This window comes from Streptomyces sp. NPDC088812, assembly GCF_044750285.1.
Classification (GTDB): Bacteria; Actinomycetota; Actinomycetes; order Streptomycetales; family Streptomycetaceae; genus Streptomyces.
In genome coordinates this window covers 31,167-57,219 of record NZ_JBIVJP010000033.1, presented here as the reverse complement: position 1 = coordinate 57,219, position 26,053 = coordinate 31,167, and the positions used below count along the sequence as shown (strand labels likewise).

Sequence of the window (26,053 nt, the reverse complement as noted above, 5' to 3'; positions counted from 1 at the left end):
CCGCCCCCGCGTGCGCCTCCCCCGTCCCCCGTTCCCCCCCCCGGGACCCCCCGGGGGAAACCCACCGGCCGCGGGGGCGCCCCCCCGCGCGGCCCCGGCGACCGGTGGCCGGTCGAGGAGCGTCCTCAGCCGGCGGAGTCCCGTTCCCAGCGGTAGAAGCAGTGCGCCATGGCGTCCTTGGGCGACCGCCAGGTCTCGGGGTCGTACGCGCTGACGTACGCCGACAGCCGCTCGCTGATGTCCCGGAACCGCGGATGTCCGGCCACCTTGGCGATGGCCGGGCCGGGGTCCTGCTCCGACTCGATGAGGTGCATGTACACATCACCGAACTGGAAGAGGCTGCGCCGGTCCACCCCCACCAGGTGGGGCAGCTCTCCACGGTCCGACTCCTCGAACAGCTTGGCGATGTCCGGCGCCGACCCGGGAGCCATCCGGGCCACGATCAGGGCCTGATGCATGTTCCTGTCCTCCTTGCGGCTTCCGGCTCAGTCGGTCACGGACGGCACGGACCCGCGGTCCGCGGCGGCCTTCTCGATGCGGTCCCGGATCAGGGCCAGCTGGACCTTGGAGTTGCGGTTGATGTTGTCGGTCATCCAGGCGTCGTCGACCGGGGCGTCGGGCCTCATCTCGAAGTCCTGCGTCCACACCATCCGGGTGCCCTGGGGGACCTCCGCGTACTGCCACCGGATGTTCATGTACGCGAAGGGACCCGTCTCGACGCGGCGGGCCTTCACGCTGAGGGTGTCGCGGTCCGGCTCCCGCTCCGAGACCCAGCTCCACACGGTGCCGTTCTCGTCGGGGTGCATGGTCAGCCGGAAGGTGGTCCTGTTCCCCTCCTGCGACAGGATCTCCGCGGAGGCGTACTCGCTGAACAGCCGGGGCCAGTTCGCCACGTCGTTGGTCATGTCCCAGACCAGGTCCAGCGGCGCGGCGATGACGATCTCGTTCTGCGTGTGTCCGGCCATGTCAGGCTCCTGCCGGGAGGGCGCTGTTGACGAGGTCGAGGAACTGCCGGGGCGTCTTGCAGCGTTCCGCGTCGGGCGGCAGCGGCGCGCCGTAACGGTTCTCCAGCTCGCCCACGATGCCCAGCAGCCCGAGCGAGTCGACGCCGAGCGCGTCGAACCCGGTCCCGGACCGCTGCTGCAGCTCCTCCGGCGCCACGGTGATGCCCGCGGCCTGCTTCATCAGCTCGGACAGCTCTTCCACGGTGATGCGGTCACTCATGAGGTTCCTCTCCTTTGCTCCGTTGCCCCGTCACGAGGCGTCGGCGACGCCGTGCCGCAGCACCAGCGCCGAGTTCGAGCCCATGAGCCCCCGCCCCAGGACCAGCGCGCACCGCACCTCGGCGGCGCGGGCGCGTTCGGTCACCAGGTCGAGGTCATGGCAGATGTCGAAAACGTTGGGGGTGGGCGGGATCAGACCGTGCTCCATCGCCAGCACCGCCGCCGCGGTGTCCAGCACGGGCGCCGCGCAGAAGCTGCGGCCGATGCCGGTCTTCGGCGCGGTGACCGGCACCCGCCGGCCGTGCGCGCCGAGGGCGTCGGCGATCGCCAGCGCCTCGGCGCGGTCCGCCTCCGGCACCCCGAGGGCGTCGGCGAAGACCACGTCGATCTCCTCGGGCGCGCAGCCGGCCTCGTCCAGGGCGCCGCGGATCGCCTGGGCGAGCCCCTCCCGGGACCGCGTCCACCGGGAGGCGCCGGTGAACGTCGCCGCGTGCCCGGCCAGGGTGGCCCGCACCCGCGCACCCCGCTCCCGCGCCGAGCGCTCCTCCTCCACGACGAACATGGCGCCGCCCTCCGCGGGCACGAACCCGCAGGCCGCCTCCGTGAACGGGCGGTAGGCGCGCGCCGGGTCGTCGGCGGTGCTCAGCTCCGGGTAGCCGAGCTGGCACACCACCGAGTACGGGGCGAGGGGCGCCTCCGTCGCCCCGGCCACGATGACGTCGGTGCCGCGCCGCACCGCCCGCGCCGCGTGCGCGAGACCGTCCAGGCCGCCGGCCTCGTCGGCCGCGACCACCGAGCAGGGGCCCTTGAAGCCGCGGCGGATGGAGATCTGGCCGGTGCTGGCGGCGTAGAACCAGGCGATCGACTGGTACGGCCCGACGAAGCGGCTGCCCTTGCCCCACAGCCGCTGGAGCTCCCGCTGGCCGAACTCGCCGCCGCCCGAGCCGGCCGCGGTGACCACGCCCACGGAGAACGGCTCACCGGCGGTGTCGGCCTGGCCGAGGCGGGCGTCGTCCAGCGCGACGTCGGCCGCGGCCATCGCGAAGTGCGTGAACCGGTCGGTCTGGACGAGGTAGCGCTCCTCGACCGCCGTCGACGCCTCGAAGGAACGGATCTCGCCGGCCACCCGCAGCGGCAGGTGCTCACAGCCCTCGCGGGTGACCCGGTCCAGGACGCTGACGCCCTCCTGGGTGGACTTCCAGAAGGACTCGGTGCTGGTTCCGTTGGGCGCGATCACACCGATGCCGGTGACGACCGCGCGCCGCTGATGGGGTTCGCTCATCGTGTCCTCCCTCTCGGCCGCGTCAGGACCACCGCGGACTGGAAGCCGCCGAACCCGCTGCCCACGGAGAGAACGGTGTTCAGCTTCCGCTCGCGGGCGACCTTCGGGACGTAGTCCAGGTCGCACTCGGGGTCCGGGGTCTCGTAGTTGGCGGTGGGCGGCACCACCTGGTGGGCCAGGGCCAGCACACAGGCGACGACCTCGATCGCGCCGATCGCCCCCAGCGAGTGGCCCACCATGGACTTGATGGAACTCATGGGCGTGCCGTAGGCGTGCTGCCCGAGGGCCCGCTTCACCGCCGCCGTCTCGTGCCGGTCGTTCTGCTGGGTGCCCGAGCCGTGGGCGTTGACGTAGTCCACCGCCGTGCCGTTCAGCCGGGAGTGGTCGAGGGCGACCCCGATGGCGCGGGCCATCTCCAGGCCCTCCCGGGTCAGACCGGTCATGTGGTAGGCGTTGCCGAAGGTGGCGTAGCCGCTGAGCTCGCAGTACACGTGGGCCCCGCGGGCCCGGGCGTGCTCCAGCTCCTCCAGGACCAGGACCGCGCCGCCCTCACCCATGACGAACCCGTTGCGGTCGGCGTCGAAGGGACGCGACGCGTGGGCGGGGTCGTCGTTGTTCGGGGACGTGGCCTTGATGGCGTCGAAGCAGGCCATCGTGATCGGCGATATGGGGGAGTCCGAGGCGCCCGCTATGCACACGTCGGCCCGGCCCTCCTCGATCGTGTGGAAGGCGTAGCCGACCGCGTCGAGCCCCGAGGTGCAGCCCGTGGAGACGGTCTGCACCGGGCCGCGCGCCTCGAACCGCTCCGCGACCGTGGCGGCCAGCGTGCTGGGCGCGAACGCGCGGTGCAGGTGCCGCTCCGCCCGGTCGTGGTCGACGTCCCAGCGCTGCCCCTGGTGGCTGACCAGGACGTAGTCGTGTTCGAGCCGGGTGGTGCCGCCGACCGCGGTGCCCAGGGACACCCCGACCCGCCAGGGGTTCTCCCGGGCCAGGTCGAGGCCGGAGTCCCGGACCGCCTCCTCGCCGGCGACCAGCGCGAACTGGATGTACCGGTCGTTGCGGGCGGTCTGGTCCGCGTCCAGGCCGTGGGCCGCCGGGTCGAAGTCGCACTCGGCGGCGATCCGCGACCGCAGTCCGGACGGGTCGAAGAAGGTGATGCCCCGGGTCGCGGTGCGCCCGTGGGAGAGCAGGTCCCAGAACGCGGGGACTCCGATGCCGCCCGGGGCGACGACCCCTATACCGGTGACCGCCACACGCCGGTTCACGCTCCCACCACCGGGACGGCCTCGGTCTGCTCGGTGTCGACGTGGCCGAGCGGCGGGGTCGGGGCCAGCGGGCCGAGGTGGAAGACGATCCGGGCCTCGACGTTGCCGGTGTTGCGGAAGCGGTGCCGCATGTTGACGGGGATCATCAGCCCCTGCTCGGGCCGCAGCGGGTGCGGCTCGCCGTCCAGGTCGACCTCCAACTGCCCGCAGACGACGTACACGAACTCCTCGGAGTACGGGTGGTAGTGCTCCCCGATGCGGTCGCCGGGCTGCACGATGGCCACGCCCATGAAGCCGCTGGTGGAGTTGACCGTGGCGGGCGTGAGCATGGCGCGCAGATCGCCGCCGCGCCGGGTGTTGGGCTCGACCTCGCTGAGATCCACGATTCTGGGACGGGATGTGATCACGACGTTGCTCCGATCGTGTGCTGTGTCGACGGGGGTCCGGACGGCCGCCGCGACCCCTGTGCCGGACGGCTCAGGCGCGGGCCGAGCGGCGGTCGGTGATGAGTTCCATGCGGGTGAGGTCGAGGACGCGGGTGGGGCCGCCGTCCCACGGCGCCGAACCGCCGGCGCCCTCGGGGAAGGCCGTCAGCTCCGCGGCCGCCGCCGGGTCCAGCAGGCCCAGGGAGAGCGCGGGGTCGCCCGCGTCGAGCCCGCCGCGGACGTCGATCAGCCGTACGACGACGTCGTCGCGCTGGAAGATCGTGCTGCACAGGACGGGGTTGCGGGGGTCCTCCGCGGCCGCCTCGTCCTGCTGGGCGAGCAGCTGGGCCAGCCGCATCCCGCAGTCGGGGCGGGCCGGGTAGTACAGCGCGTACCGCTGGGCCGTCGGGTCCTCCCGTTCCGCCGTCACATGGTGGACGGCCGGCAGCGCCGCCCGGGTGAAGAAGACCCGGGCGGACTCGGGGTCGTCGAGGTCCCGGTCCTGCTCCAGATACGGGTTGATGGCCTCCTCGACGGCCCGTACCTCGGGCTGCCGGGCCACGTGGCGCAGCGCCGCGAGCAGGTCGCCGCGCACCTCGATGGCGCGCACCACGCGGTTGCCGTGCATGAACAGGGACGTGCGGCACAGCCGGGTGGTGTCGTCGACCTTCGGGTTCGGCGCCTCGTAGTCGGCGAGGATCTGGGCGACGGCCTTCTCGCTGCCCGGCTTGACGGTGAAGGTGAGCGCGTGGCGGGTCACGCCGTCCCCGATGCGGGGCGAGGCCTGGAGGGTGCGCGGGGCGGGCGCGGTGTCGGCGGCCGGGCCGCCGGTCTCGCGGACGACGTGGAAGCGCAGCGACCTGGTGTCCCGCACGCAGCTGTGCAGCGGTTCCACCATGTGCACGTGCTCCTCGCTGTTCACCCAGGTGAGGAACGGCGGGGCGCTCTCCCACTCGCTGGTGATGAGCCACTGGCTGGGGTTCTCGATCGACTGGCACAGCTGGTCGCTGACGTGTCCGGGTACGGACGCGACCTGGTTGCAGAGCTGCTCGTACGCCTCCAGGAACTGCTGCTGAGCGCCGTCGTGGACGTCCACCAGGAGGACGACCCGGAGCCGGGAGCCGTCGAACACGGACTGGGAGACGCGGTGCGACACCTGTCGTGTCAGCGGCTGGGGGGCGGGTGCGGTGGTGGTCATGCTGGGCACATCTCCTTCTGCGGGGAGGACGGAGGGGCTGGCTTCACCTGCTGGCGCTGCGAGGCGGTGTGCCTCGATCTTGAGCCGGTCGCCACCGGCGCGCGATTCGGATGGACTACGCGAGTGACCGGCCGCGCGGACGGGGCCGGCGGGCTCACCGGAGATGGGCGAAGACCACCAGGTTGGCCGTGTAGTCCTTGGCCGCGCGGTCGTAGTCGCCCGCGCAGGTGATGAGGCGGACCTCGGCCTTGTCCGTGTCGGCGTAGACACGGCGGCTGGGGAAGCGGTCCTTCTCGAAGGTCTCGAGGTCGTCGACCACGAAGGACGCCGTGCGTCCGTCGGCCCGCCGGACCTTGAAGACGTCCCCTTCCTCCAGCTCACCGAGGTCGGCGAAGACGGCGGGGGCGGTGGCGGTGTCGATGTGGCCGGCGATGATCGCGGTGCCCGTCTCGCCGGGGGAGGTTCCCTCGGCGTGCCAGCCGACGAGGTTGGTGTCATGGGCCGGCGGGGCTTCGAGCTGCCCCGAGGGGGTGAGGGAGAGGTCGGTGAAGGGAGCGTCCACCGAGATCTTCGGGATGAGCAGCCGCACGGGCTCGGACCGGGGCAGGTGCTTGCCGGCCGGGTGCCGGGCGGGGGAGGTCGACGAGGCGGCCTGCGGGGAGTGCGGCGGGGGCGCGGAGTGGTACGACGGTTCGTTCCCGCCGAAGAAGCTGAGGGCCAGGAACAGGAGCACCACGGCGCCCAGCACGGTCATCGACCCGCGGGACCCCTGGTCGGCCGGCGCCGGCGCGGCGTGGGCGGGGGAGGAGGGAGGGACTGCCATCGGACGACCTCACTAGGGCGTTTCTCTCGGACCGGCCCGACGTGGCGGGTGGGCGGAGGGCGGGCCGGGCCGCCACGGGGATGTGTCGTGGCGGCCCGGGCTGCTATCGCGTCGGGCATGGTCAGGCCGGTCCGCCGGCGGTCTTGCGGCGGCGGGCGGCGTAGAGCCCGGTGCCGGCGAGGGCGAGGGCGGCGAGGCCGCCCGCGGTCACGTCGGTGCCGGCGAGGGCGCCGCCGCCGGTGTGGACTCCGCCGTTGGGCTTGTCGTATCCGCCGCCGTAGGAGTCCTTGTCCTTGTCCTCGTCCTTGCTCCAGGAGTCCTTGTCCTTGTCCTCGTCCTTGCTCCAGGAGCCCTTCTCCTTGTCCTCGTCCTTGGACCAGGAGTCCTTGCTCTCGCCGTCCTTGTCCTTGTAGGACTCGGGGTCGTGCTTGGGGTCGGGGGTGGAGTAGTCGTCGTTCAGGAGGGCGAGGGCGCCGCCGCCGGTGTGGACGCCGCCGTCGGGCTTGCCGCCGTGGTCCTTCTTGCCGTATCCGCCGTGGTCCTTCTTGCCGTAGCCGTGGTCGTCCTTGTCGCCGTAGCCGTTGTCGTCCTTCTTGTCGGAGTCCTCGTCCTTGGAGCCGGAGGTGTCCTCGTCCTTCTTCTCGGACGAGGTGTCGTCCTGGTTCTGGCTGTAGGACGATCCGTCGGGCTCGGCCTCGTCGCCGGTGGCGTGGGCGCCGGTGGCGGCGAGGGCGAGGGTGGCCGAGGCGGCCGCGGTTGCCAGGAGCAAGCGAGCAGAGCGCATGGGAGAGTCCTTCCGCCAGGGCCGAGCAGCTGGCGTCTCGTCAGCTGAACCGACTCGGGCCCCGACGTGATCCACCGTCAGCCAGCACACCGTCTCCCACCACTCGGGACGCTCAGCCGAGTGAACGCGGATCCCGCACCCGCCGCCCACATCCGAGTCAACTCGCCCCAGTGACCGTCGAGTTGCGGTGAGTACACAAAAGAGTGCCGCCCGGCAGCCGTCAGGGGGACTGCTGGGCGACACGACCGGGGCGACGGCGGGGTCCGCGCCGTCCTCGCGGGGTCAGTCCAGGGCCAGTGCGGTGGTGAGAACCTGACCCAGCGTCGACTCGGCGTCCGCGACCGGCCCCCGCGCCCGCCAGGCGACGAACCCGTCGGGACGGACCAGGACGGCGCCCGACAGGGTCGTGCCGTGGCACTCCGCCCAGTCGGCACCGTCCTCGGGGGCCAGCTCGGCGTCGTCCCCGGTCCCGATCCGGTACGACACCAGCGGCACGGACATCCGCTCGGCGAGACGGACGGCGGCCTTGTGCCATCCGCTGGGCTCGCCCGCGTCGCTGAGCAGCACCAGGGACCGCTCGTAGAGGTCGAGGGTGGAGATACGGCGGCCCTCCTGCCGTACCCACATGTGGGGCGCCCTGCTGCCGGGCTCTCCGGTCAGGTCGAGCTGCTCCGGGATGACCGGCGTGGTGGGGTCCGCGTCCACGACGGCGCCGTTCGGGTAGCGGTGGCCGAGGGTCACGTTCAGGATGCCGCGCTGCGGCGCGCCGCCGGCGCCGGGCGGCGGCGTGTAGCCGGGGTGGCTGTGCTCGACCGACCGGGCGGCCGCACGGGCGCTGGTGGCCTCCGCCACCGGACGGCGCTCCATGTCGTAGGTGTCCAGCAGGCGGTCCCCCGCCCAGCCGCCGAGCACCGCGGCCAGTTTCCAGGCCAGGTTGTGCGCGTCCTGGATGCCGGTGTTGGAGCCGAAGGCCCCGGTCGGGGACATCTCGTGGGCCGAGTCGCCGGCCAGGAAGACCCGTCCCGACCGGTAGGACCGTGCGACGCGCTGGGCGGCGTGCCAGGGGGCCCTGCCGGTGATTTCCACGTCGAGGTCGTCCACCCCGACCGCCCGGCGGATGTGGTCGGTGCAGCGTTCGTCGGTGAAGTCCTCCAGCGTCTCGCCGTGCTCGGGGTGCCACGGGGCGTGGAAGACCCACTTCTCGCGGTTGTCCACCGGCAGCAGCGCGCCGTCGGCATCCGGCCTGGTCAGGTAGCACACGATGAAACGTCGGTCGCCGACCACATCGGCGAGCCGGCGGGAGCGGAAGGTCATGCTGATGTTGTGGAACAGCTCGCCCGGACCGCTCTGGGCGATCCCGAGCTGCTCGCGCACGGGGCTGCGCGGCCCGTCGGCGGCCACCAGGTAGGCCGCCCGGACGGTGGTGTGCTCCCCCGTGTCCCGGTTCCTGACCACCGCGGTCACCCCGGTGGAGTCGGTTTCGAACGACATCAGCTCGGTGGAGAAGCGCAGGTCGCCGCCGAGCCCCGCGGCGTGGTCGAGCAGGACCGGCTCCAGGTCGTTCTGGCTGCACAGGCACCAGGAGCTCGGACTGAACCGGGCCAGGGCGCCGCCCGGGTCGATCCGCCGGAACAGCCACTCGCCCGCGTCGCCGACCAGGGTGGGTGTCTGCAGGATGCCGTGGTTCTCGGCCAGGGTGGCCGCCGCCTCGTGGATCGCCGGCTCGACGCCGGCCACCCGGAACAGCTCCATCGTGCGGACGTTGTTGCCCCGTCCGCGGGGGTGGATGGAGGTGCCGGCGTGGCGCTCCACCACGGTGTGCCGCACTCCCAGCCGTCCCAGGAACACCGAGGTCGACAGGCCCACCAGGGACCCGCCGACGATGAGGACGGGAACTGTGTGGGTGTGGTCGGACCGGTCGTCTCTTTCGTTCATCGCTCGCCTCCAGGGTGTCGGGTTCGCCGCTCCGGCCGGTACGGGGCCGGTCACGGCCGGGATCTTCATGCATGCCCCACCCGGCATCCGCACGGCGGACGGCGGACAAGGCTTCACTCGCTTAACCCGCAGGCGGCCCGCGGGCGGCACGTGGGCGACCCGCGGACGATCTGCGGACTGCCCCCGGACGATCTGCGGACGGCTCGCGGACGGCCCGGACGGGGAAGAAGCGCTCGACCCTCCGCGCAGGAGATATGACCATGCTTCGGATTGTCCCTTTTTCCTTGTATTGTCTGGTTTTTGAAAGGGCGTCACCACCGGTCACCCCCGAGAAAGGAAAGGCACCCCATGTCACCCTTGCCGCAACCGGCACTGCGCCGAGTCCGTCCGGGCCTGGTCGCGATCGCCGCCGTCGCCGCCGTGATGACCGCCGGCGTCCTGCCGTCGTCTCCGGCGGCCGCGGCCCCGTTCCCTCCCCGTGCCGAGGACCTCCTCCTGGACGACGGCCCCCGGGCGGGCGGCGCGCCGTCGGGGATCAGCACCCTGTCGGACACGTGGACGACCCCCTGGGGGATCTCCTTCCTGCCGGACGGGAACACGGCGCTGGTGACGGAGCGCAACACCGGCGAGGTCTTCGAGGCCGGGCGCGACGGCTCCAGGCGGCGGGTCGGCAAGGTGCCGAACGCGGTCTGGAGCCTGGAGGCCCAGGACAAGGGCGGGCTGCTGGGCGTCGCCGTCCCCCCCACCTGGAACGGCACCACCGACCGGGACGTGTTCTTCATGGAGACCACGGCCACCGATAACCGCGTCGTCAGGATGGACTTCGACGGGACGTCCCTGAGCGGCTACACCCCCGTGCTCACCGGGATCCGCCGGGACACCCAGCACAACGGCGGGAACGTCGTCTTCGGCCCCGACGGCTACCTGTACGTCACCACCGGCGACGCGTTCGAGGGCAGGCTGGCCCAGGACAAGGACTCCCTCAACGGAAAGATCCTGCGCATCACCCGCACCGGTGAGGCGGCCCCCGGCAACCCGTTCGGCACCCGCGTCTACAGCTACGGCCACCGCAACCCCCAGGGCCTGGCCTGGGACAGCGCCGGGCGGCTGTGGGAGACGGAGATCGGCCACCAGACCTACGACGAGCTCAACCTCATCGAGCCGGGCCGCAACTACGGCTGGCCCACCTGCGAGGGATCCTGCGACGCCGCGGGGACGACGAACCCGAAGCAGGTGTGGAAGCCGGGCGAGGGAGGCGTACCCGCCCAGATCGCGGTCGTCGACGACGTCATCTACGCGTCGACGCTGCGCGGCCGGCGGCTGTGGGCCCTGCCCATCGACAGCTCCGGCAAGAACGTCAAGTCCGCGACGTCGTACTACGACAGCCAGTACGGCCGGCTGCGCGCGCTGGTCAAGGTGCCCGGTGCCGACGAGCTCTGGCTCGGCACGAGCGACCGCGGCACCGACAAGGACCTGCTCCTCAAAGTCACCGTCAGGTGACCGGGGTACGGCCCGGCCCCCGCCGTCGCGCGGTGGGGCCGTCAGCAGGACGGACGATCACCGGTGGCCCGCGGGACGGCCGCCGCCCACGCTGCGTCGTCGCAGGAGCCGCGGACCCTTCCCCGCTCCTGCCTCCCACCTCCCCCACCGACGGCCACGGGTCCCCTCCCGGCAGCCCGTCGGTGCCTTCGCACGACAGAAAAGGCAACGGAATGTCACGTAAGGCGCGTCCGGCGCTGCGCCGGGTCCGTCCGCGCACGGCCCTGATCACCGCCGTCGCCGCCGTCCTGGGCGTCTGCGCCCTGCAGCCCCCGGCGACGGCCGATCCCGGTGTCCTCCCCGACGGCGGCAAGCCGACGGGTGCCTCCGTCCTCTCCGACAAGTGGACGAAGCCCTGGTCCATCTCCTTCCTGCCCGACGGGAAGCGGGCCCTGGTGACCGAGCGCGTCAGCGCCTCGGTGTGGGTGCAGCACCGCGACGGCTCCAAGAAGAAGGTCGGCACGGTGCCCCACACCGTCGTCCCCTCGCCCACCGTCCTGTCGGGCAGCGGCGGGCTGCTGGGCGTGGCCCCCTCGCCCGGCTGGAACGGCACCACCGACCAGGACGTCTTCTTCGTCCACACGGCCGCCAACGACCTCCGGGTCGTGAAGATGCGCTTCGACGGCACCTCGCTCAGCGGCTACACCGTCCTGGTCGGCGGCATCACCCGGGGCGGCGACCACAACGGCGGCAGGATCGCCTTCGGACCCGACGGCTACCTGTACGTCACCACCGGCGAGGCGTACCAGTCGAAGCTCGCCCAGGACAAGGGCTCCCTCAGCGGGAAGATCCTGCGCCTCACCCGCACCGGTGCGGCGGCGCCCGGCAACCCGTTCGGCACCCGCGTCTACAGCTACGGCCACCGCAACCCCCAGGGCCTGGCCTGGGATTCCCGGGGCAGGCTGTGGGAGACCGAGGTCGGCGACAGCGCCTGGGACGAGCTCAACCTCATCGAGCCGGGCCGCAACTACGGCTGGCCCACCTGCGAGGGCTCCTGCTCCAAGGCGGGTATGACCAACCCCAAGAGGGTCTGGAAGCCCAGCGAGGGAGGCGTACCCGCCCAGATCGCCGTCAGCGGCGACGTCCTGTACGTCTCGACGCTGCGCGGCCAGCGCCTGTGGGCGATGCCGATCGACGCCACCGGCAAGGACGTCGGCACCGCGAAGGCCTACTACAACGGCACCTACGGCCGGCTGCGGGCGATCGTCAAGGTCCCCGGCGCCAACCGGCTCTGGCTCGGCACCAGCGACCGGGGCGAGGACAAGGACCTCATCCTCGAAGTCACCACCGACTGACCTCCCTTCGCACGAAGGGATCACCACCCACCTCCCCGAAAGGAAGTACGCAGCATGCCCCAGACCGACGAGCAGATCCAGCACCCGGCCACCACCACGGAGCCCGCCGACCGGACCGCCTGGCAGACGCCCGGCTACACGGTCGTCGACACCGCGCTGGAGGTCACCGCCTACTCCCTCTCCGTCCGCTAGTCCGCCGCCATGCTGCTGCAGGTGCTCGGCACCGCGGCAGGCGGCGGCATCCCTCAGTGGAACTGCGCGTGCCCCGGATGCTCCGGGGCACGCGCCCATCCCGAGCGCCGCCGCCGCCACGCCTCGCTCGCGGTCGGCACGGACGACGGCCGCTGGTACGTCGTCAACGCGACCCCCGACATCGGCGACCAGATCGAGGCCCGCCCCGAGCTCCGGCCCGAGCCCGGAACCCGGCGGACCCCGATCGCCGGAGTGGTCCTCACCGACGCCGAACTCGACCACACCCTCGGCCTCGCACGGCTGCGCGAGGCCGACGGCGTGGAGATCCTCGCCACCACCCCGGTCCGCCGGGCGCTGACCGACCGGCTGCGCCTCGACGACGTCCTGGGCTCCTACACCACGCTCACCTGGCGGGACCTGCCCCGCCACGGAACAGTGCCCCTGCACGGCGCCGCCGACCGGACCGGCCACGGCGTGCGGATCAGCGCCGTCCCCGTGTCCGGCAAACGCCCCCGCTACGCCGCCGACGCCCCGGAGGACGAGGGCTGGGTGGTCGCCCTGCGCCTGTACGAGCCGGCCACCGGCAGGTCGGCCCTCTACGCCCCCGCCGTGGCCGTCTGGTCCGACGCACTGCACCGGGCCGCCGCCGAGGCCGACTGCGTCATCGTCGACGGCACCTTCTGGGACGACGAGGAGCCGCGCCGCGCGGGGTTCTCCTCCCGCACCGCGACGGGCATGGGCCATCTGCCCGTCGACGGACCGGGCGGCACCGCCGCCATCCTCGCCGGACTGTCCGCCCGCTGCTACTACACGCACCTCAACAACACGAACCCCCTCGTCGACCCGACCGCGGCACAGCACAAGCGGCTCGCCCGACTGGGTGTCGAGGTGGCCTACGACGAGATGGTGATCGAGCTGTGACGACGGCACTGCCCACCCTGACGGAGCCCTGGAGCCCCGCCGAGTTCGAGGCCCGCCTGCGGGAGGTGGGCCAGGAGCGGTACCACGACCGCCACCCCTTCAACGTACGGATGCACGAGGGCGACCTCAGCCAGGCGGAGGTCCGCCGGTGGATCGCCAACCGCTTCCACTACCAGCGCCACATCCCCGTCAAGGACGCGCTGATCACCGCGAAACTGGACTCCTCACGGTTGCGGCGCATGTGGCTGCACAGGATCGAGGACCACGACGGCCGCCGGGACGGTGAGGGCGGCATCGAGCGCTGGCTGCGCCTCGGCGAGGCGGCCGGACTCGACCGCGCCGGCCTGCTGGCGGGCGACCGCGTCCTGCCGGGCGTGCGGCTGGCGGTGGAGGGCTACGTCAACTTCTGCCGGCTGCGCCCGCCGCTGGAGGCCGTCGCGGCCTCCCTCACCGAGCTGACCGCGCCCGACCTGATGCGCCTGCGCATCGACGCCTTCGAGCGCCACTACCGGTGGATCGAGCCGTCCGGACTCGACTACTTCCGCACCCGCGTCGACCAGGGCCGGCGCGACAGCACCGAGGCGCTCGCCCTGGTCCTGGAATGGGCCCGCACGCGCGAGGACCAAGAGCGGGCCGTGGCCGCGCTGGGCTTCAAGTGCGAGGTGCTGTGGGCCCTGCTGGACGCCGTGCAACAGGAGGAACGGCAGGACGGGCCCGGACCGCGGTCTCCCGACGGCCGGCCCGACGCGGCCGTACGGCGGTTCCGGGACGGTGGGCCCGACGCGGCCGTACGGCGGTTCCCGGACGGCGGGCCCGACGCGGTCGGCGAGCGGGAGCGTGGCGGCCGGCCGCTGCCGGACAGCCGTCCGTGGCGTCGCGACGGGCGGGAGCAGCGGGACGGCCGGCGGGACGGCCGCGTGGCGCCGGCCGGCCGTCCCTGGCGCCATGACGGACGGGGGCAGGGGTGACGCAGGTGCCCGACAGCCGGTGGCGTCCCGCCCTCGCCCCGGCCCTCATGCTGCGGCACGACCCCGTGCGCGGCACCGACCTGCTGGTCCTGCCCGAACGCGTGGTCGTCCTCCAGGGACACGCCGGCCAGGTCGTCGGCCTGTGCGACGGCACGCGCACCGTGCGCGGAATCGTCGACGAGCTGGCCGAGCGCTATCCGGGCGCCCCCGTGGCCACCGAAGTCCCCTCCTTCCTCGACCGCCTGCACCAGGAGGGCTGGATCGCATGACCGTCTCCCCCGCGTCGGTGGACCCGGCCGACGCCCCGGGCTCCGCGCACGTGGCGCGGCCCTGGGCGCTGCTCGCCGAACTCACCCACGCGTGCCCGCTGCACTGCCCCTACTGCTCCAACCCCGTGGAACTGGCCCGCCGTTCGGGCGAGCTGAGCGCGGGGGAGTGGGCGGACGTACTGTGCCAGGCCGCCGCACTGGGCGTCGTCCACACGCATCTGTCCGGCGGTGAGCCCCTGCTCCGCCCCGACCTGGAGGAGATCGTCGCCGCCGCCGAGGCCGCCGGGATCTACACGCAGCTGGTCACCAGCGGCACCGGCCTGGACGAGCCCCGGCTGACCGCGCTGCGGACGGCGGGGCTGCGCAGCGTCCAGCTCTCCGTCCAGCACGCTGAGCCGCGGGCCAACGACCGGATCGCCGGCCGTCCGTCCTCCTTCGCCGCCAAGGAGCGGGCGGCGGCCCTCGTCCGGCGGGCCGGGCTGCCCCTCGGACTGAACGTGGTGCTGCACCGGGACAACCTCGACGCCGTGGACGCCCTCGTCGAGCTGGGCGTGGCCTGGGGCGTGGACCGGATCGAGCTGGCCAACACCCAGTTCTACGGCTGGGGGCTGCTCAACCGCGCCGCGCTGCTGCCCAGCCGCGCCCAGCTGGCCCGTGCGCGGGAGTCCGTCGAGCGCTGGCGGGAACGGCTCGCCGGCCGGGTCGACCTGGTCTGGGTCGTCCCCGACTACTTCGACGGGGTCGCCAAGCCCTGCATGGGCGGGTGGGGAGCGGTCTCGCTGACCGTCGCGCCGGACGGCACCGTCCTGCCCTGCCCGGCCGCCGCCTCCCTGCCCGACCTCGACGCGCCCTCCGTACGGGACCGTTCCCTGGCCTGGATCTGGGACCACTCCCCGGCCTTCGGCCGCTTCCGCGGCACCGACTGGATGACCGGCCCCTGCGGGGGCTGCCCGCGCCGGGAGGAGGACTTCGGCGGCTGCCGCTGCCAGGCCTACGCCCTCACCGGCGACGCCGCCCGCACCGACCCGGCCTGTGCACTCTCCCCCGACCACCACCTCGTCCGCACACTCGTCGACGACCACACCCCCACCGCACCGCCCCCGCCCTACGTCTACCGCCGCCCCGGGGCGGCGCCGCGGGTGCGCTGAGCGGGGGCGCTGGGCCCCGGGGCGCCGGGCCGGGGGCCGGCCGCCCTGGTCCGGCCCTCAGTCCTGGTCCTGGTCCGGCCCTCGGTCCTGGTCCGGCCCTGGGCCCTGGCCTGGTCTGGCCCCCTGGTCCGGCCCTCGGTTCCGGTCCTGGTCCGGCCCTCGGTCCTGGTCCGGCCCTGGGCCCTGGCCTGGTCTGGCCCCCTGGTCCGGCCCTCGGTTCCGGTCCTGGTCCGGCCCTCGGCCCCGGTCCGGCCCTCGGGCCTGGCTGTCGGCTTGGCCGCCGTCTTCCGCCGCTCTGCGCGGTCTTCCGCCTTCCTGTGGTGGTCCTTCGTCCGTCGTCATCCGGGTGTTCTGAGTGCCCGGAGCAGGCCGTCCGCGCTGTCCGGGCCGCCCCGGCGGAAGCCGGCGCCGATCTCACGGGCGAGGTCGCGGCCGGAGGTGGTGCACCACTGCCACCACCGGTCCAGGGCCGCCGCGTCGAGCCGCTCGGCGGGCAGCAGTGCGGGCCAGCCGCAGGCACGGGCCTGCGCCGTCACCTTCGCGCCGCCCTCGACCGGGTCGACGGCCAGCGCGGGAACGCCCGCGCGCAGGGAGAGCAGCATCCCGTGCAGCCGGTCGGTGACGACCAGGTCGAGCCGGGAGAGCACCGACTCCAGCTGGGCCGGTGTCGCGGGCAGGCGCCAGTCGTGCGTGTCGAGCCGGGTCTCCAGTTCCAAACGCGCGCAGTCCCGGCCGGACAGCCAGCGCGTGACCTCCTCGGCGACCCGCTCGTGCCGTCGGCGCGCCCCGTACTCGTGCTGGCCGTGGGTGAGGATCACCCCGACGACGGGGCGGGCGGGCAGCGCGGGTGCGCGGGCCGCCAGGTCGCACGTGGGGTCCGGGCCGTCGCCGTCGCGGGCCAGCACCCGGTGGAAGCCGGTGACGGCCGGGCCGTCGGCGTCGACGACGGAGACGCCCACGGCGATCCGCGCACAGTGCGCGAAGCGCCGGTGCAGTTCCTCGATCTGCGGCCCGTGCAGCGGACCGCAGACGAACACCAGGTGCGAGTAGTCCTCGGGCCGGACCCGCGACAGGTGCAGTCCGCCGGGACAAAACCCCGGACTCCAGGCGACGTCGTGCTCCAGCCCCGCCTGCCGCAACACGTCCCGCACCCGGTCCAGCGCCAGTACGTCCCCGGCGGTCGCCTCCCCGTCGAGGAAGCCGAACCACCCGGTCACCAGGATCCGCCGCAGCTCCGCCATGGCGACCCGGGTGCCCATCCGGCCGAACGGCAACCGCCGACCGCCGGACCCTCGGCTACCAGGTGAGGGCCGCCCGGCGGAGGCGGTCGCGCACCCGCAGCACGTCCGGGTTGGTGTCGGCGCCGGGACGCTGGACGAGGAAGAGGGTGTTGAGCGGGGCCTCCTCCGGGTCGTGCAGAAGGGCCAGCCGGCCGGAGTCCAGGTACTCCTGGCACAGGGAGCGGGGCAGCACGCTGTACCCGGCGCCGGAGTTGACCGCAGACAGGACGGCGTACAGGTTGGGCACGGTCAGGGCGGCGTCCGCGGTGAGCTGCCGGCCGAAGACGGTGCGCCAGTAGCGGCGGGCGATGGGCAGGTCCTCCGCGTAGGTGACCAGGGGGAGGTCGCGGAGCGCGGCGCACAGGTCGTCGGCGTCCGGCCGGTCCCCGACGCGCCGGGCCCAGGAGGGGGCGGCGACGAGCACGTACTCCTCGTCGGCGAGCGGCACCGACTCCAGGGCCCGCCCGCGCGGCCGCCGGGTGGCGATGACCAGGTCGTGCCGGCCCGCGCGCATCTCCTCCAGCAGCGGCTCGGGCAGCCCCTGGGCGACCCGCAGCTGCACGCCCTCGGTGATCAGCGGGGTGAGCGCGGGCAGGACGCGGACGCACAGCAGCTCCGACGGGCCGGCCAGATGGACCGGGGCGGTGCGCCCGGACAGCGGGCCGGTGCCTTCGAGCACGGCCAGCGCGTCCAGCGGCCCCGCGATCCGGCCCGCGAGTTCGTGAGCGAGGGGCGTGGGCTCCACACCGCGGGGGAGCCGGGTGAAGAGCTCGCGGCCGGTCTGCTGCTCCAGCGTGCGGATCTGGGCGGTCACGGTGGGCTGCGAGAGACCGAGGAGCGGGGCGGCGGCGGTGAAGGTGCCGCAGCGGTAGACGGCGAGGAAGGTGCGCAACAGGTTCAGGTCCGCGTGCGCCGGGAGCTTCCTGCTCCGGTCGGTCGCCGGGCCCGTCCCATCCAGTGTCCGGTCGGTCATGCCGTCCATGGTATTCCCGCTGCACCATCGGGCTTCCGATCGCTGGGATCGGGATCCCTATTGGCCCTCCGATGGAGGGCGGGTCTAGCGTCGTCGGTGTCGCCGTGATGCGGCGGCCCGTCCGGCCGACGAGGATGCACCCCGGAACCCCGGAACCCCAAAACCCCGGAACCCCGCAAGCTCCGCCGGCCCTCCCCCCACCGCTTCGGAGAGACCCCCCATGACCACGCAGAACGCGATCGACTGGCCCGACACGTACCTGCCCGGCACCGGCGACAACTTCGTCTCCAACGAGGTGATCGTCCAGGGCGTCACCGCCGCCGACGTCTGGCGGTACCTGACCGACACCTCGGCCTGGGAGTCGTACTACGACAACGTCGCCGACATCTCCTTCCCCGACGGCGGCGGCCCCGAGCTGGGCGACGACCTCGCCTTCCGGTTCGGCACCTTCGGCTTCCCGCCCCTGGACGCGCACGTCGTGGAGTTCCGGGCCCCCGCCGAGGGCGTCCCGGGCCGGCTGTCCTGGACGGCGAAGCAGGAGGGCGGCCCCGAGGAGCGGCTCGACGTGCTGCATGCCTGGCTGGTGGAGGACCTGCCCGGTGACCGGGTCCGCGTCCTCACCCAGGAGACCCAGATCGGCGCGCCGGCCGCCGCCCTGGCCACCGAGCGCCCGAACCCCATGCTCAACGGCCACCAGGCGTGGCTGGACGGACTGATCCGGGCCGCCTCCGGCATGCTGGGCGCCTGACAGACCGCGGACTCCCGGCCGCACCACCGCACTTGGCGGTGCGGCCGGGCCCCGCACACCTCCGCACCCCTTCGCACGGATCGGCAAACCGACGTCATGACCGACAAGCTCACCGTGAGCGTCCTGGGCACCGGCATCATGGGCGCCGCCATGGCCCGCAACCTCATCCGCGCCGGACACACCGTCCGCGCCTGGAACCGCAGCCGGGCCAAGGCCGAGCCCCTGGCCGCCGACGGGGCGCACATCGCCGGCACGCCCGCCGAGGCGGTCGACGGCGCCGACGTGGTCCTGACCATGCTCTACGACGGCCCCGCCGCCCTGGACGTCATGCGGCAGGCCGCCCCCGCCCTGCGGCCCGGCACCGCCTGGGTGCAGTCCACCACCGCCGGCGTCGAGGCCGTCGAGGACCTGGCCGCGTTCGCCGACGAGCACGGCCTGGTCTTCTTCGACGCGCCCGTCCTCGGCACCCGGCAGCCCGCCGAGGCCGGGCAGCTCCTGGTGCTCGCCGCCGGTCCGGCCGACCGGCGCGACACGGTGACCCCGGTCCTCGACGCGGTCGGCGCCCGGACCGTGTGGACCGGTGAGGACGGCGCGCAGGGCAGCGCCACCCGGCTGAAGCTGGTGGCCAACAGCTGGGTCATCGCCGCGACCGCCGCGGCCGGCGAGGTGCTGGCCCTCTCCCGGGCGCTCGGCGTCGACCCGCAGAGCTTCTTCGACGCCATCGCGGGCGGACCGCTGGACATGGGGTACCTGCGGGCGAAGTCGGGGATGATCCTCGACGGCCGGCTGTCGCCGCCCCAGTTCGCGGTGGCCACCGCCGCCAAGGACGCCCGTCTGATCGTCGAGGCCGGCGAGCGGCGCGGCGTGCGCCTGGACGTGGCCGCCGCGAGCGCCGAACGGATGGAGCGCGCCGCCGCCCGGGGCCACGCCGACGAGGACATGGCCGCCGCGTACTACGCGAGCTTCGACGACGAGCCCGCGTCCTGACGGACCAAGCCCACACCCCGAGGGAACGAGAGCAACCGAGAGGAACCGAGATGTCCAAGCCCCCGCTGCCGCCCGAGGCCTCCGACCTGCTGCGCCGCCCCAACCCGGCCGTCATGGCGACTCTGCGCTCCGACGGGTCGCCGGTCTCCACCCCCACCTGGTACCTGTGGGAGGACGACCGCGTCCTGATCAGCCTGGACGAGGGCCGCGTCCGTCTGAAGCACCTGCGCCGCGACCCGCGCCTGACCGTCACCGTCCTCGCCGACGACGACTGGTACACCCACGTCACGCTGATCGGCCGCGTCGTCGAGACGTACGGGGACGAGGGACTCGCCGACATCGACCGCATCGCCACCCACTACACCGGCCAGCCCTACCCCGACCGCGTCCGGGCCCGCGTCAGCGCCTGGATCGAGGTCGAGCGCTGGCACGGCTGGGGCGCGATGAGGGACAGCGACCAGGCGTCCACCTGAGGGCCGTGCGCACGGGCGGGCGCGTCAGGACGCCCCCGCGGGGTTCCTTCCCCGCGGGGGCGTCCGGTCACGGGCCGGAGGACCACCCGGCCCGCGCCCGTCAGTTCAGGTCGCGCCCGTCACTTCAGGTAGGGGCCGTCCGACCCGATCTTGCCGGGGCCGTTGAGGACGTAGACCCGCAGATTGCCCTTGCCGGGCGCGGCGACGCTCAGGGTGCCGTTGGAGACGGTCTTGACGTCTCCGGTGACCGCGTCCCGGTAGGTGCCGTTGGGCACGCCGGTGAAGGTGGCGTCGCCCGTGACGGTGACCAGCGCGAAGCTGTCGGTGGTACCGCTGGTGTACCGCCGCTTGAAGGCCATGGCGCCGGAGATGCCGTCGGTGGAGTACTGGCCCATCTGGAGTGCCGGGACCGCCCGGCGGATCTGGTTCAGCCGCTGCACGTGCTTGACCAGGGGCTGGCTCAGCGTCGTGGCGACCTGCCCGCTCGCGGAGTCGACCTTGGAGAAGTCCGACACGGTGAGGCTGCCGGCCAGGTGGTCGCCGAAGTAGGCGCGGCCGGTCGTGGCCAGCGGGCAGCTGGGCCCGCAGTCGATCCGCTGGCCCGCCTGGAACTCGATCTCCGAGCCGTAGTACAGCGTGGGGATGCCGCGGAAGGTCCACATCAGCGACATGTTCTCGGCCCAGGCGTCGGTGCCGCCGCTGTAGCGCGTACTGCTCTTGTTCGGGCCGTAGTCGTGGCTGTCGACGTAGACGACGTTGTAGGTGGCGTCGTTGACGCTGTCGTCGGAGTCCTTGCCGTTGTTGTAGGCGTTCTGCGCGTCACTGAAGTTCATGTGCATGCGCATGTCGATGATGTTCATGCCGGAGAACTTGCTGTGGTCGGGTGTGTGGTAGCTGTTGCCGTCGAGGAAGGCGTTGGTGGACGTCGGCTGGTTGCCGGTGCCCTGCGCCTGCTCGTACTCGTACTGCTCCAGCGCGGCCGTGGCGTCGTCGGCGCTGTACTCCTTGCGCTCCTTCCACGTGTAGAACTGCGCCGAGTGGTTGGGTGATCCCCGGTTCCACTTGTCGTTGACGAACGCGGCGACCTCGCCGAAGACGAAGAAGTTCTCCGCCGCCGCGGTGCCGAACCGCTGGGTGACCCGGTCGTAGATGGCGGGCAGGAAACGGCGGTTCCAGGTGACGCGGGGGATGTGCACCGCGGTGTCGACGCGGAAGCCGTCGACCCCCATGTCGATGTACTTGTTGTAGGCGCCGATCAGGTAGTTCTGCACGGGCGTCGACTCGGTGTTGAAGTCCGCGAGGTCCTCGTGCAGCCAGCAGGAGCGGGCGTCCTCGCCCTCCCAGTTGCCGATCCAGCACTGGTGGTAGTACGCCTTCGGGAACATGCCCGAGGTGGGACTCGGCCACTGGCAGTTGTAGATCGTGTATCCTTCGGCGCTCTTGCCGCCGGTGGGGACGCCCCAGTTCAGGCAGGTGTTGCCGGACGGCTCGGCCGTCGACCACAGGTCGCCGTTGTAGTACGACTTGCCCGACTTGGTCTCCACGGTGAGGCCGTCGTACTCGAAGCCCTCGTTCTTCTCGTCGTAGTACCAGCTCCACTGGGTGTCGCGCACCCCGTACACCGTCGGGGTGTACAGGCCCTTGGCGCCCCAGCGGGAGGAGTGGTTGTAGACGACGTCCTGGTAGATCTTCATGCCCTTGGCGTGGGCGGCGTTGATCAGGTCCTGGTAGGAGGCGCCGGCCGACTCCAGGCGGGCGTCGACCTTGTAGAAGTCGTAGCCGTGGTAGCCGTGGTAGTCGTAGTCGGAGCGGTTGAGCACCACGGGGGTGATCCACACGGCGGAGAAGCCGAGGCCCTTGATGTAGTCGAGCTTCTCGACCAGGCCCTTGAAGTCGCCGCGGAACATGGGGTCGTTGTTGGCGGAGTTGCCCGACTTGACGTGCTGGCTGCCGCCGCGGTTGTTGGTGCTGTCCCCGTCGTTGAACCGCGCGGTGAGCACGAAGTAGATCGGGTCCTTGCGCGGGTCCGTGCCCAGCGGGGTGCCGGAGGCGGGCTCTTCCGGTGCGCTGCCGGTGGTGGCCGTCGCCCCGGCCGAGGCGGCGGAGACGTTCCCGGCGGCGTCCACGGCCCGGACCGTGTAGGTGTAGGCGGTGTTCTCCTCCAGGCCGGTGTCGGAGAACACGGTGGAGGTGACGTCGGTGACCATCGAGCCCTTGGTGCCGCCGGTGCGCGTCACCTGGTAGCCCGTCACGCCGGTGTCGTCCGTGGCCGCGTTCCACGACACGACGACCGAGGTGTTCGTCGCGGAGGCCTGGACGCCGGTCGGGGCGGTGGGCGCCTCGGTGTCCGGCTCCTGGGCCGCGCACGGGTCGTCGGCGTCGGCGGTGACGGTGTTGTTCGCCACCGTGCTCGTGCCGGCCGGGATCGTGTAGTCGGCCCCGTTGTTGTTGTCCCAGGTGCCGTTGCCGTTGTTGAAGGCGGCCGTCAGCGAGGTGGCGGTGCCGAGGTCGACGGTCTTCTTCCACCAGCCGGTGCAGGCCGCTTCCATGCCGACGCCGGGGACGGTGGTCCAGGACCCGCCGGCCGGGGCGTAGTGGAAGTTCACGGTGGTCCAGCCGGTCGCCGCGGACGAGTAGTACACGGTGGCCGATTGCGAGGTCTCCGGGTCCGACTCGGCACAGGGGTCGCTGTGTGCGATGACACCGTCCTTGACGGTGATGTCGCCGGTGCCCAGGGCGTAGTTCTGTCCCGCGTTGTTGTCCCAGGTGCCCGAGCCGTTGTTGAAGGTGGCCTGGAGCCCGGTGGCCGAGCCCAGGTCGACGGTGAGTTTCACCCAGTCGGTACAGGCGGCCTCCATGACGACGCCCGGCACGGTCGTCCAGGAACCGCCGTCGGGGGCGTAGTGCAGATAGGTGGAGGCCCAGTTCCTGGTCTTCGTGTAGTAGAAGACCGTCGCCGAGTTCGTGTCGGCGGCCTGGGCGGTCGGGGCGGTGGGGCCCGTGACGGCCGTCAGGGCGAGGAGCCCTGCCGCCAGGGAGCCCGCGGTCCAGCCGCGGGCGGGTGGTCGATGGCGTCTCATGTGCGTCTCTCCAGTGGGGTGAGGCGGAACCCGTGGCTCCTTGTGGACGCACACCGCAGATCCTGACGCGCCTCGAGAATCCCGATGCACCCACACCTGCAACGCATCGTCTGTCTGAAATTTCCAGCAACTTCTTGCAGGCGCCTGGAGATTACCTGTGCATGTCATTGTCGTAAAGGGGGTGCGCGCAGGGACCCGTTGCCGTGGGGCCGGGGTGAAACGGCGACGCCCCCCGGCGGAAACCGGCCGGGGGACGTCGTCCAGGTGTCTCAGGTGTCTCAGGGGTTGTCAGGGGCCCCCGGGCCCGGGAGCCTGAGGGCGCCTCAGGGCAGCGGGGCGCCCCGGGCGGCGACCCAGAGGGCGTACCACTCCTCGTGGTCGAGTCGGGGCGGGCCGTCCACGGCGTCACGGCAGGCGGCGATGCGCTCGGGCCGCGTGGTGCCGACGACCGGGGCGACACCGGCCGGATGGCGCTGGAGCCACCACAGGACGACGGTCTCCGGTGTGGTGCCCTTGCGGGCCGCCAGCTCGGCGACCAGCCGCGCCGCCGGCGTGTCGTCGCCGCCGGAGAACCGGCCCCCGGCGAGCGCGCCCCACGCCTGCGGCCGGATCGCGTGCGCCGCGCAGTACTCCAGCGTGCCGTGAGGGAAGCCGTCCCCCGCCGCGGCCGGCGTGTTGACCAGCACGCCGGACTCCACCCAGCCCCGCCGGTGCAGGCTCATCTCCAGCTGGTCGACCACCAGCGGCACCTCCACGGCCGTCCGCAGGTGGGCGATCTGCGCGGCGCTCATGTTGGACACCCCGAACTGGCGCACCAGGCCCTGTTCCCGCAGGGCGGCGAACGCCTCCGCGATCTCCTCGGGGCGCGCCAGCGGGTCGGGGCGGTGCAGCAGCAGGACGTCGATCACGTCGGTGCGCAGCCGGGTGAGGCTCTGCTCCACCTGCCGGACGACGGCCCCGGCGCGCAGGTCGTAGTGGCCGGGACGGGAACCGTCCGGCAGCACGATGCCGCACTTCGTCTGGATCAGGACACGGTCCCTGAGCCGCGGGTCGCGCGCGAGGAGCTCCCCGAAGACCGCCTCGGACTTGCCGTGGCGGTAGATGTCCGCGTGGTCGAAGGCCGTGATCCCGGCTTCCAGCGCGGCGCGGACCGCCCGCTCGGCGTGGTCGACGTCGGCCGCGGTGTACGGCGTCCGGTCCCAGCCCCCGCCGAGTCCCATGCACCCGTACAGCACCCGGTGTTCACGGACGTCCCGCCGCGGTGTCGTGGCTCCCGCGGTGCCGGTCTCAGTCACGCGGCACCGCCTCGGCCAGCAGTTCGGCGGCGGCGAGCACCGGGAGCTGGGTGTTGGCGGCCGGGACCGTCGGCAGCACCGAGGCGTCGGCGACCCGCAGGTTCGACACGCCGTGCACCCGCCCCGCCCCGTCGACCACCGCGCCCGGGTCGTCCTCGGTGCCCATGGCGCAGGTCCCCACCGGGTGCCAGTAGGTGCCGGCCCGGGCCCGGATCCGCTCGTCCGACAGCCGCGACGGGTGCTCCTCGACCTGCCGCACGAGGGGACGCAGCGCGGCCGACCCGGCCAGGTCCTCCACGATGCCGAGCCCCGCCCGCACGGCGGCCAGATCGCGCCCCTCCGGGTCGCTGAAGAAGCCGGGGTCGATGTCGAGCGGCTCGGCGGGGTCGGCGGAGCGCAGGCGCACCCGGCCGCGCGACGCCGGCTTCATCAGGTACGAGGACAGGCCCGCCTCGTACTGCCCCGGCGGCAGCTTCCCGAACAGCGGTGGACCGGCGTTGGCCAGGATGTGCAGGTCCCAGGAGCCGTCCCCGCAGTACGGGCTCGCCGCCCTGATCAGCATGCGGTTCCCGTACAGCTCACCGCGCGCCTCCTGCTCGGCCAGGGCGGCGTTCAGCCCGTCGGTCGGCGCCAGCGGGACGAACACGCCCGGCTGGTCGGTCAGGTTGGCGCCCACGCCGGGCAGGTCGACCTCGGGCCGGACGCCGGCCTCGCGCAGCTGCCCGGCCGGCCCGATGCCGCTGCGCATCAGCAGCGCGGGCGAACCGTACGTGCCGCACGCCACCACGTACGTGTCCGCCGTCAGGGTGACCCGTTCGCCGTCCCGTACGACCTCCACCCCGTGCACCCGGCCGCCCCGGACGTCGAGGCGGTGGGCCGAGGCGCCGCCGAGGACGGTCAGGTTGGGGCGCGACCGGGCGGGGTCCAGATAGGCGAAGGCCGCGTTCCAGCGCAGCCCGTCGACCGCGTTGAGCAGCGGAGTGCCGTGGCCGGGGCCGCCGGAGGTACCCATGTCGGCGTGGGCGAAGCCGAGTTCGTCCGCCGCCGCGAGGGCCGCCCGGCTGAAGGGGGACAGCTCGCCGTCGGGCACCGGGCGCATGTCCATCTGCTGCACGGCCGCCTTGCGATGGCGTTCCAGGGCCGCGGCCGACCAGGCGGCACCGCCCGTGCGCTCCCACTCCGCCTGGTCGGCGTGGGTGCCCCAGGTGTTCCAGCAGCCGTTGACGCACGACGAACCGCCGATGACGCGTGCCCGCAGGCGGTACACCTCGGTGTGCCGCTCCCAGACGTCGCTGCGCGGCAGGCTGCGGGCGTCGAGCAGGCCGCCCGGCCAGCCCTCGCCGTGGGGCCCGTAGTCCTGCCCGGCCTCCACCAGACAGACCGACCGTGAGCGGTCCTCGCTCAGCCGGGCGGCCAGTACGCACCCCGCCACACCGCCGCCGAGGACGACGACGTCGTAGCTGCGTGCCGATGGTGCCGACAGCGCGGATGATGCCGACTGTGCCGATGGTGCTGTCATACGGGGTCTCCTGCGGGTCTCGTCGAGTCGGGGAAGGGGGGCCCGGGCCCCGCGGACGTGTGCCGGGGCGGCCGAGCGGCGGGGCGGAGGGAACCTGGGACGGGTGGGGGAGGAGCCCGCGACGGAGGGGAGCCCGACGCGCGAGCGCCCCGACGCGTGAGCGCGGGGGACCGGGCTGACCTGGCCAGCGACGGGCGCGCTGTACGGCCGGACCCGCGACGGCACGTCCTGCGGCCGCATCGGGCCCGCGGTGGGCGCGTGGCACAACCGGACGCGCCCTGCTGCGGGCACGCGGCGCCGACCGGACGGCGCCCGGCGGACGCCGCGACCGGAGGGGCCCGGCCCGTGCCGGACGAGTGGGCCGGGATCGCTGCCGGTACGTCGCCGGGGTGTGGCGTCGGCCGGGGTTGGGTCCGGTGCCTGGGGTCGGG

General features: G+C 73.1%; 24 protein-coding genes and 1 pseudogene. 10 read left to right on the top strand and 15 right to left on the bottom strand.

The window, feature by feature from the left end; translation table 11 throughout:
* Window positions 1-125 precede the first annotated feature (125 nt).
* The 10 genes from ACIP67_RS39905 to ACIP67_RS39860 form a co-directional block, all read right to left on the bottom strand.
* Window positions 126-458, bottom strand: a complete 333-nt coding sequence (locus ACIP67_RS39905; protein WP_401698797.1) for a TcmI family type II polyketide cyclase — start codon at window positions 456-458, stop codon at window positions 126-128.
* Window positions 459-485: 27 nt separating this feature from the next.
* Window positions 486-965, bottom strand: coding sequence for an SRPBCC family protein (locus tag ACIP67_RS39900; RefSeq protein ID WP_401698794.1), 480 nt, complete (start codon window positions 963-965; stop codon window positions 486-488).
* 1 nt (window position 966) lies between these two features.
* On the bottom strand, window positions 967-1,224 hold the full coding sequence (locus ACIP67_RS39895) for an acyl carrier protein (RefSeq protein ID WP_389522011.1): 258 nt from the start codon (window positions 1,222-1,224) through the stop codon (window positions 967-969).
* Window positions 1,225-1,254: 30 nt separating this feature from the next.
* A complete protein-coding gene (locus ACIP67_RS39890; protein WP_401698792.1) occupies window positions 1,255-2,505 on the bottom strand; it encodes a ketosynthase chain-length factor in 1,251 nt (416 codons plus the stop codon).
* Window positions 2,502-3,770: a beta-ketoacyl-[acyl-carrier-protein] synthase family protein gene (locus ACIP67_RS39885; RefSeq protein WP_401698790.1), complete on the bottom strand. Its 1,269-nt coding sequence runs from the start codon at window positions 3,768-3,770 to the stop codon at window positions 2,502-2,504. The genes ACIP67_RS39890 and ACIP67_RS39885 overlap by 4 nt, the downstream gene beginning before the upstream one ends.
* The gene (locus tag ACIP67_RS39880; RefSeq protein ID WP_401698788.1) at window positions 3,767-4,153 is read right to left on the bottom strand and encodes a cupin domain-containing protein; all 387 of its coding nucleotides are present in this window, start codon (window positions 4,151-4,153) and stop codon (window positions 3,767-3,769) included. Before ACIP67_RS39880 ends, ACIP67_RS39885 begins: the two co-directional genes overlap by 4 nt.
* A gap of 94 nt (window positions 4,154-4,247) precedes the next feature.
* Window positions 4,248-5,393, bottom strand: a complete 1,146-nt coding sequence (locus ACIP67_RS39875; RefSeq protein ID WP_401698785.1) for a SchA/CurD-like domain-containing protein — start codon at window positions 5,391-5,393, stop codon at window positions 4,248-4,250.
* Between the two features lie 154 nt (window positions 5,394-5,547).
* On the bottom strand, window positions 5,548-6,216 hold the full coding sequence (locus ACIP67_RS39870; RefSeq protein ID WP_401698782.1) for a class F sortase: 669 nt from the start codon (window positions 6,214-6,216) through the stop codon (window positions 5,548-5,550).
* A gap of 121 nt (window positions 6,217-6,337) precedes the next feature.
* Window positions 6,338-7,000, bottom strand: a complete 663-nt coding sequence (locus tag ACIP67_RS39865) for a hypothetical protein (protein WP_401698780.1) — start codon at window positions 6,998-7,000, stop codon at window positions 6,338-6,340.
* 282 nt (window positions 7,001-7,282) lie between these two features.
* Window positions 7,283-8,935: an FAD-dependent oxidoreductase gene (locus ACIP67_RS39860; protein ID WP_401698778.1), complete on the bottom strand. Its 1,653-nt coding sequence runs from the start codon at window positions 8,933-8,935 to the stop codon at window positions 7,283-7,285.
* A gap of 348 nt (window positions 8,936-9,283) precedes the next feature.
* Here ACIP67_RS39860 and ACIP67_RS39855 point away from each other — a divergent pair, with 348 nt between their 5' ends.
* The 7 genes and pseudogenes from ACIP67_RS39855 (at window position 9,284) to pqqE (ending at window position 15,267) form a co-directional block, all read left to right on the top strand.
* The gene (locus ACIP67_RS39855; RefSeq protein WP_401698776.1) at window positions 9,284-10,435 is read left to right on the top strand and encodes a PQQ-dependent sugar dehydrogenase; all 1,152 of its coding nucleotides are present in this window, start codon (window positions 9,284-9,286) and stop codon (window positions 10,433-10,435) included.
* 212 nt (window positions 10,436-10,647) lie between these two features.
* A complete protein-coding gene (locus tag ACIP67_RS39850) occupies window positions 10,648-11,769 on the top strand; it encodes a PQQ-dependent sugar dehydrogenase (RefSeq protein WP_401698773.1) in 1,122 nt (373 codons plus the stop codon).
* A gap of 54 nt (window positions 11,770-11,823) precedes the next feature.
* A complete protein-coding gene (gene pqqA / locus ACIP67_RS39845; protein WP_401698771.1) occupies window positions 11,824-11,961 on the top strand; it encodes a pyrroloquinoline quinone precursor peptide PqqA in 138 nt (45 codons plus the stop codon).
* A 9-nt stretch (window positions 11,962-11,970) separates the two neighbouring features.
* Window positions 11,971-12,882, top strand: a complete 912-nt coding sequence (gene pqqB, locus ACIP67_RS39840) for a pyrroloquinoline quinone biosynthesis protein PqqB (protein ID WP_401698769.1) — start codon at window positions 11,971-11,973, stop codon at window positions 12,880-12,882.
* Window positions 12,879-13,601, top strand: a pseudogene (gene pqqC / locus ACIP67_RS39835) (pyrroloquinoline-quinone synthase PqqC); the annotation flags it as partial. The gene pqqB and the pseudogene pqqC, both read left to right, overlap by 4 nt.
* Before the next feature lie 254 nt (window positions 13,602-13,855).
* Window positions 13,856-14,119 carry a pyrroloquinoline quinone biosynthesis peptide chaperone PqqD gene (gene pqqD / locus ACIP67_RS39830; protein WP_401698767.1) on the top strand — a complete coding sequence of 88 codons (264 nt, stop codon included), beginning with the start codon at window positions 13,856-13,858 and terminating at the stop codon, window positions 14,117-14,119.
* Window positions 14,116-15,267, top strand: a complete 1,152-nt coding sequence (gene pqqE / locus ACIP67_RS39825) for a pyrroloquinoline quinone biosynthesis protein PqqE (RefSeq protein WP_401698764.1) — start codon at window positions 14,116-14,118, stop codon at window positions 15,265-15,267. The genes pqqD and pqqE overlap by 4 nt, the downstream gene beginning before the upstream one ends.
* A gap of 338 nt (window positions 15,268-15,605) precedes the next feature.
* On the opposite strand, the gene ACIP67_RS39820 is transcribed toward pqqE, so the two are convergent.
* Window positions 15,606-16,526 carry a polysaccharide pyruvyl transferase family protein gene (locus ACIP67_RS39820; protein WP_401698762.1) on the bottom strand — a complete coding sequence of 307 codons (921 nt, stop codon included), beginning with the start codon at window positions 16,524-16,526 and terminating at the stop codon, window positions 15,606-15,608.
* Between the two features lie 37 nt (window positions 16,527-16,563).
* Complete coding sequence (locus ACIP67_RS39815) at window positions 16,564-17,520, bottom strand: LysR family transcriptional regulator (RefSeq protein WP_401698759.1); 957 nt, start codon at window positions 17,518-17,520, stop codon at window positions 16,564-16,566.
* A 220-nt stretch (window positions 17,521-17,740) separates the two neighbouring features.
* Here ACIP67_RS39815 and ACIP67_RS39810 point away from each other — a divergent pair, with 220 nt between their 5' ends.
* The 3 genes from ACIP67_RS39810 to ACIP67_RS39800 all read left to right on the top strand — a co-directional run bounded on the left by ACIP67_RS39810 (window position 17,741) and on the right by ACIP67_RS39800 (window position 19,728).
* Complete coding sequence (locus tag ACIP67_RS39810) at window positions 17,741-18,268, top strand: SRPBCC domain-containing protein (protein WP_401698757.1); 528 nt, start codon at window positions 17,741-17,743, stop codon at window positions 18,266-18,268.
* Between the two features lie 96 nt (window positions 18,269-18,364).
* Window positions 18,365-19,255: an NAD(P)-dependent oxidoreductase gene (locus ACIP67_RS39805; RefSeq protein ID WP_401698755.1), complete on the top strand. Its 891-nt coding sequence runs from the start codon at window positions 18,365-18,367 to the stop codon at window positions 19,253-19,255.
* A 50-nt stretch (window positions 19,256-19,305) separates the two neighbouring features.
* Window positions 19,306-19,728, top strand: a complete 423-nt coding sequence (locus ACIP67_RS39800) for a PPOX class F420-dependent oxidoreductase (RefSeq protein ID WP_401698754.1) — start codon at window positions 19,306-19,308, stop codon at window positions 19,726-19,728.
* A gap of 119 nt (window positions 19,729-19,847) precedes the next feature.
* On the opposite strand, the gene ACIP67_RS39795 is transcribed toward ACIP67_RS39800, so the two are convergent.
* From ACIP67_RS39795 to ACIP67_RS39785, 3 genes are all read right to left on the bottom strand, one after another.
* On the bottom strand, window positions 19,848-22,808 hold the full coding sequence (locus tag ACIP67_RS39795) for a carbohydrate binding domain-containing protein (RefSeq protein WP_401698751.1): 2,961 nt from the start codon (window positions 22,806-22,808) through the stop codon (window positions 19,848-19,850).
* Between the two features lie 323 nt (window positions 22,809-23,131).
* On the bottom strand, window positions 23,132-24,103 hold the full coding sequence (locus tag ACIP67_RS39790) for an aldo/keto reductase family oxidoreductase (protein ID WP_401698748.1): 972 nt from the start codon (window positions 24,101-24,103) through the stop codon (window positions 23,132-23,134).
* Entirely contained in the window at window positions 24,096-25,622 is a 1,527-nt protein-coding gene (locus tag ACIP67_RS39785) for a GMC family oxidoreductase (protein ID WP_401698746.1), read from the bottom strand. The genes ACIP67_RS39790 and ACIP67_RS39785 overlap by 8 nt, the downstream gene beginning before the upstream one ends.
* Window positions 25,623-26,053 lie beyond the last annotated feature (431 nt).

What these genes read in the sequence shown, in the direction of transcription:
- pqqE (WP_401698764.1), top strand. Translation starts at nt 14,116, where the DNA reads ATGACCGTCTCCCCCGCGTCGGTGGACCCGGCCGACGCCCCGGGCTCC.
- ACIP67_RS39870 (WP_401698782.1), bottom strand. Translation starts at nt 6,216, where the DNA reads ATGGCAGTCCCTCCCTCCTCCCCCGCCCACGCCGCGCCGGCGCCGGCC.
- ACIP67_RS39810 (WP_401698757.1), top strand. Translation starts at nt 17,741, where the DNA reads ATGACCACGCAGAACGCGATCGACTGGCCCGACACGTACCTGCCCGGC.
- ACIP67_RS39795 (WP_401698751.1), bottom strand. Translation starts at nt 22,808, where the DNA reads ATGAGACGCCATCGACCACCCGCCCGCGGCTGGACCGCGGGCTCCCTG.
- ACIP67_RS39785 (WP_401698746.1), bottom strand. Translation starts at nt 25,622, where the DNA reads ATGACAGCACCATCGGCACAGTCGGCATCATCCGCGCTGTCGGCACCA.
- pqqB (WP_401698769.1), top strand. Translation starts at nt 11,971, where the DNA reads ATGCTGCTGCAGGTGCTCGGCACCGCGGCAGGCGGCGGCATCCCTCAG.
- ACIP67_RS39875 (WP_401698785.1), bottom strand. Translation starts at nt 5,393, where the DNA reads ATGACCACCACCGCACCCGCCCCCCAGCCGCTGACACGACAGGTGTCG.
- ACIP67_RS39820 (WP_401698762.1), bottom strand. Translation starts at nt 16,526, where the DNA reads ATGGGCACCCGGGTCGCCATGGCGGAGCTGCGGCGGATCCTGGTGACC.
- ACIP67_RS39850 (WP_401698773.1), top strand. Translation starts at nt 10,648, where the DNA reads ATGTCACGTAAGGCGCGTCCGGCGCTGCGCCGGGTCCGTCCGCGCACG.
- ACIP67_RS39905 (WP_401698797.1), bottom strand. Translation starts at nt 458, where the DNA reads ATGCATCAGGCCCTGATCGTGGCCCGGATGGCTCCCGGGTCGGCGCCG.
- ACIP67_RS39815 (WP_401698759.1), bottom strand. Translation starts at nt 17,520, where the DNA reads ATGACCGACCGGACACTGGATGGGACGGGCCCGGCGACCGACCGGAGC.
- ACIP67_RS39800 (WP_401698754.1), top strand. Translation starts at nt 19,306, where the DNA reads ATGTCCAAGCCCCCGCTGCCGCCCGAGGCCTCCGACCTGCTGCGCCGC.
- ACIP67_RS39895 (WP_389522011.1), bottom strand. Translation starts at nt 1,224, where the DNA reads ATGAGTGACCGCATCACCGTGGAAGAGCTGTCCGAGCTGATGAAGCAG.
- ACIP67_RS39900 (WP_401698794.1), bottom strand. Translation starts at nt 965, where the DNA reads ATGGCCGGACACACGCAGAACGAGATCGTCATCGCCGCGCCGCTGGAC.
- pqqA (WP_401698771.1), top strand. Translation starts at nt 11,824, where the DNA reads ATGCCCCAGACCGACGAGCAGATCCAGCACCCGGCCACCACCACGGAG.
- ACIP67_RS39890 (WP_401698792.1), bottom strand. Translation starts at nt 2,505, where the DNA reads ATGAGCGAACCCCATCAGCGGCGCGCGGTCGTCACCGGCATCGGTGTG.
- ACIP67_RS39860 (WP_401698778.1), bottom strand. Translation starts at nt 8,935, where the DNA reads ATGAACGAAAGAGACGACCGGTCCGACCACACCCACACAGTTCCCGTC.
- ACIP67_RS39855 (WP_401698776.1), top strand. Translation starts at nt 9,284, where the DNA reads ATGTCACCCTTGCCGCAACCGGCACTGCGCCGAGTCCGTCCGGGCCTG.
- ACIP67_RS39805 (WP_401698755.1), top strand. Translation starts at nt 18,365, where the DNA reads ATGACCGACAAGCTCACCGTGAGCGTCCTGGGCACCGGCATCATGGGC.
- ACIP67_RS39865 (WP_401698780.1), bottom strand. Translation starts at nt 7,000, where the DNA reads ATGCGCTCTGCTCGCTTGCTCCTGGCAACCGCGGCCGCCTCGGCCACC.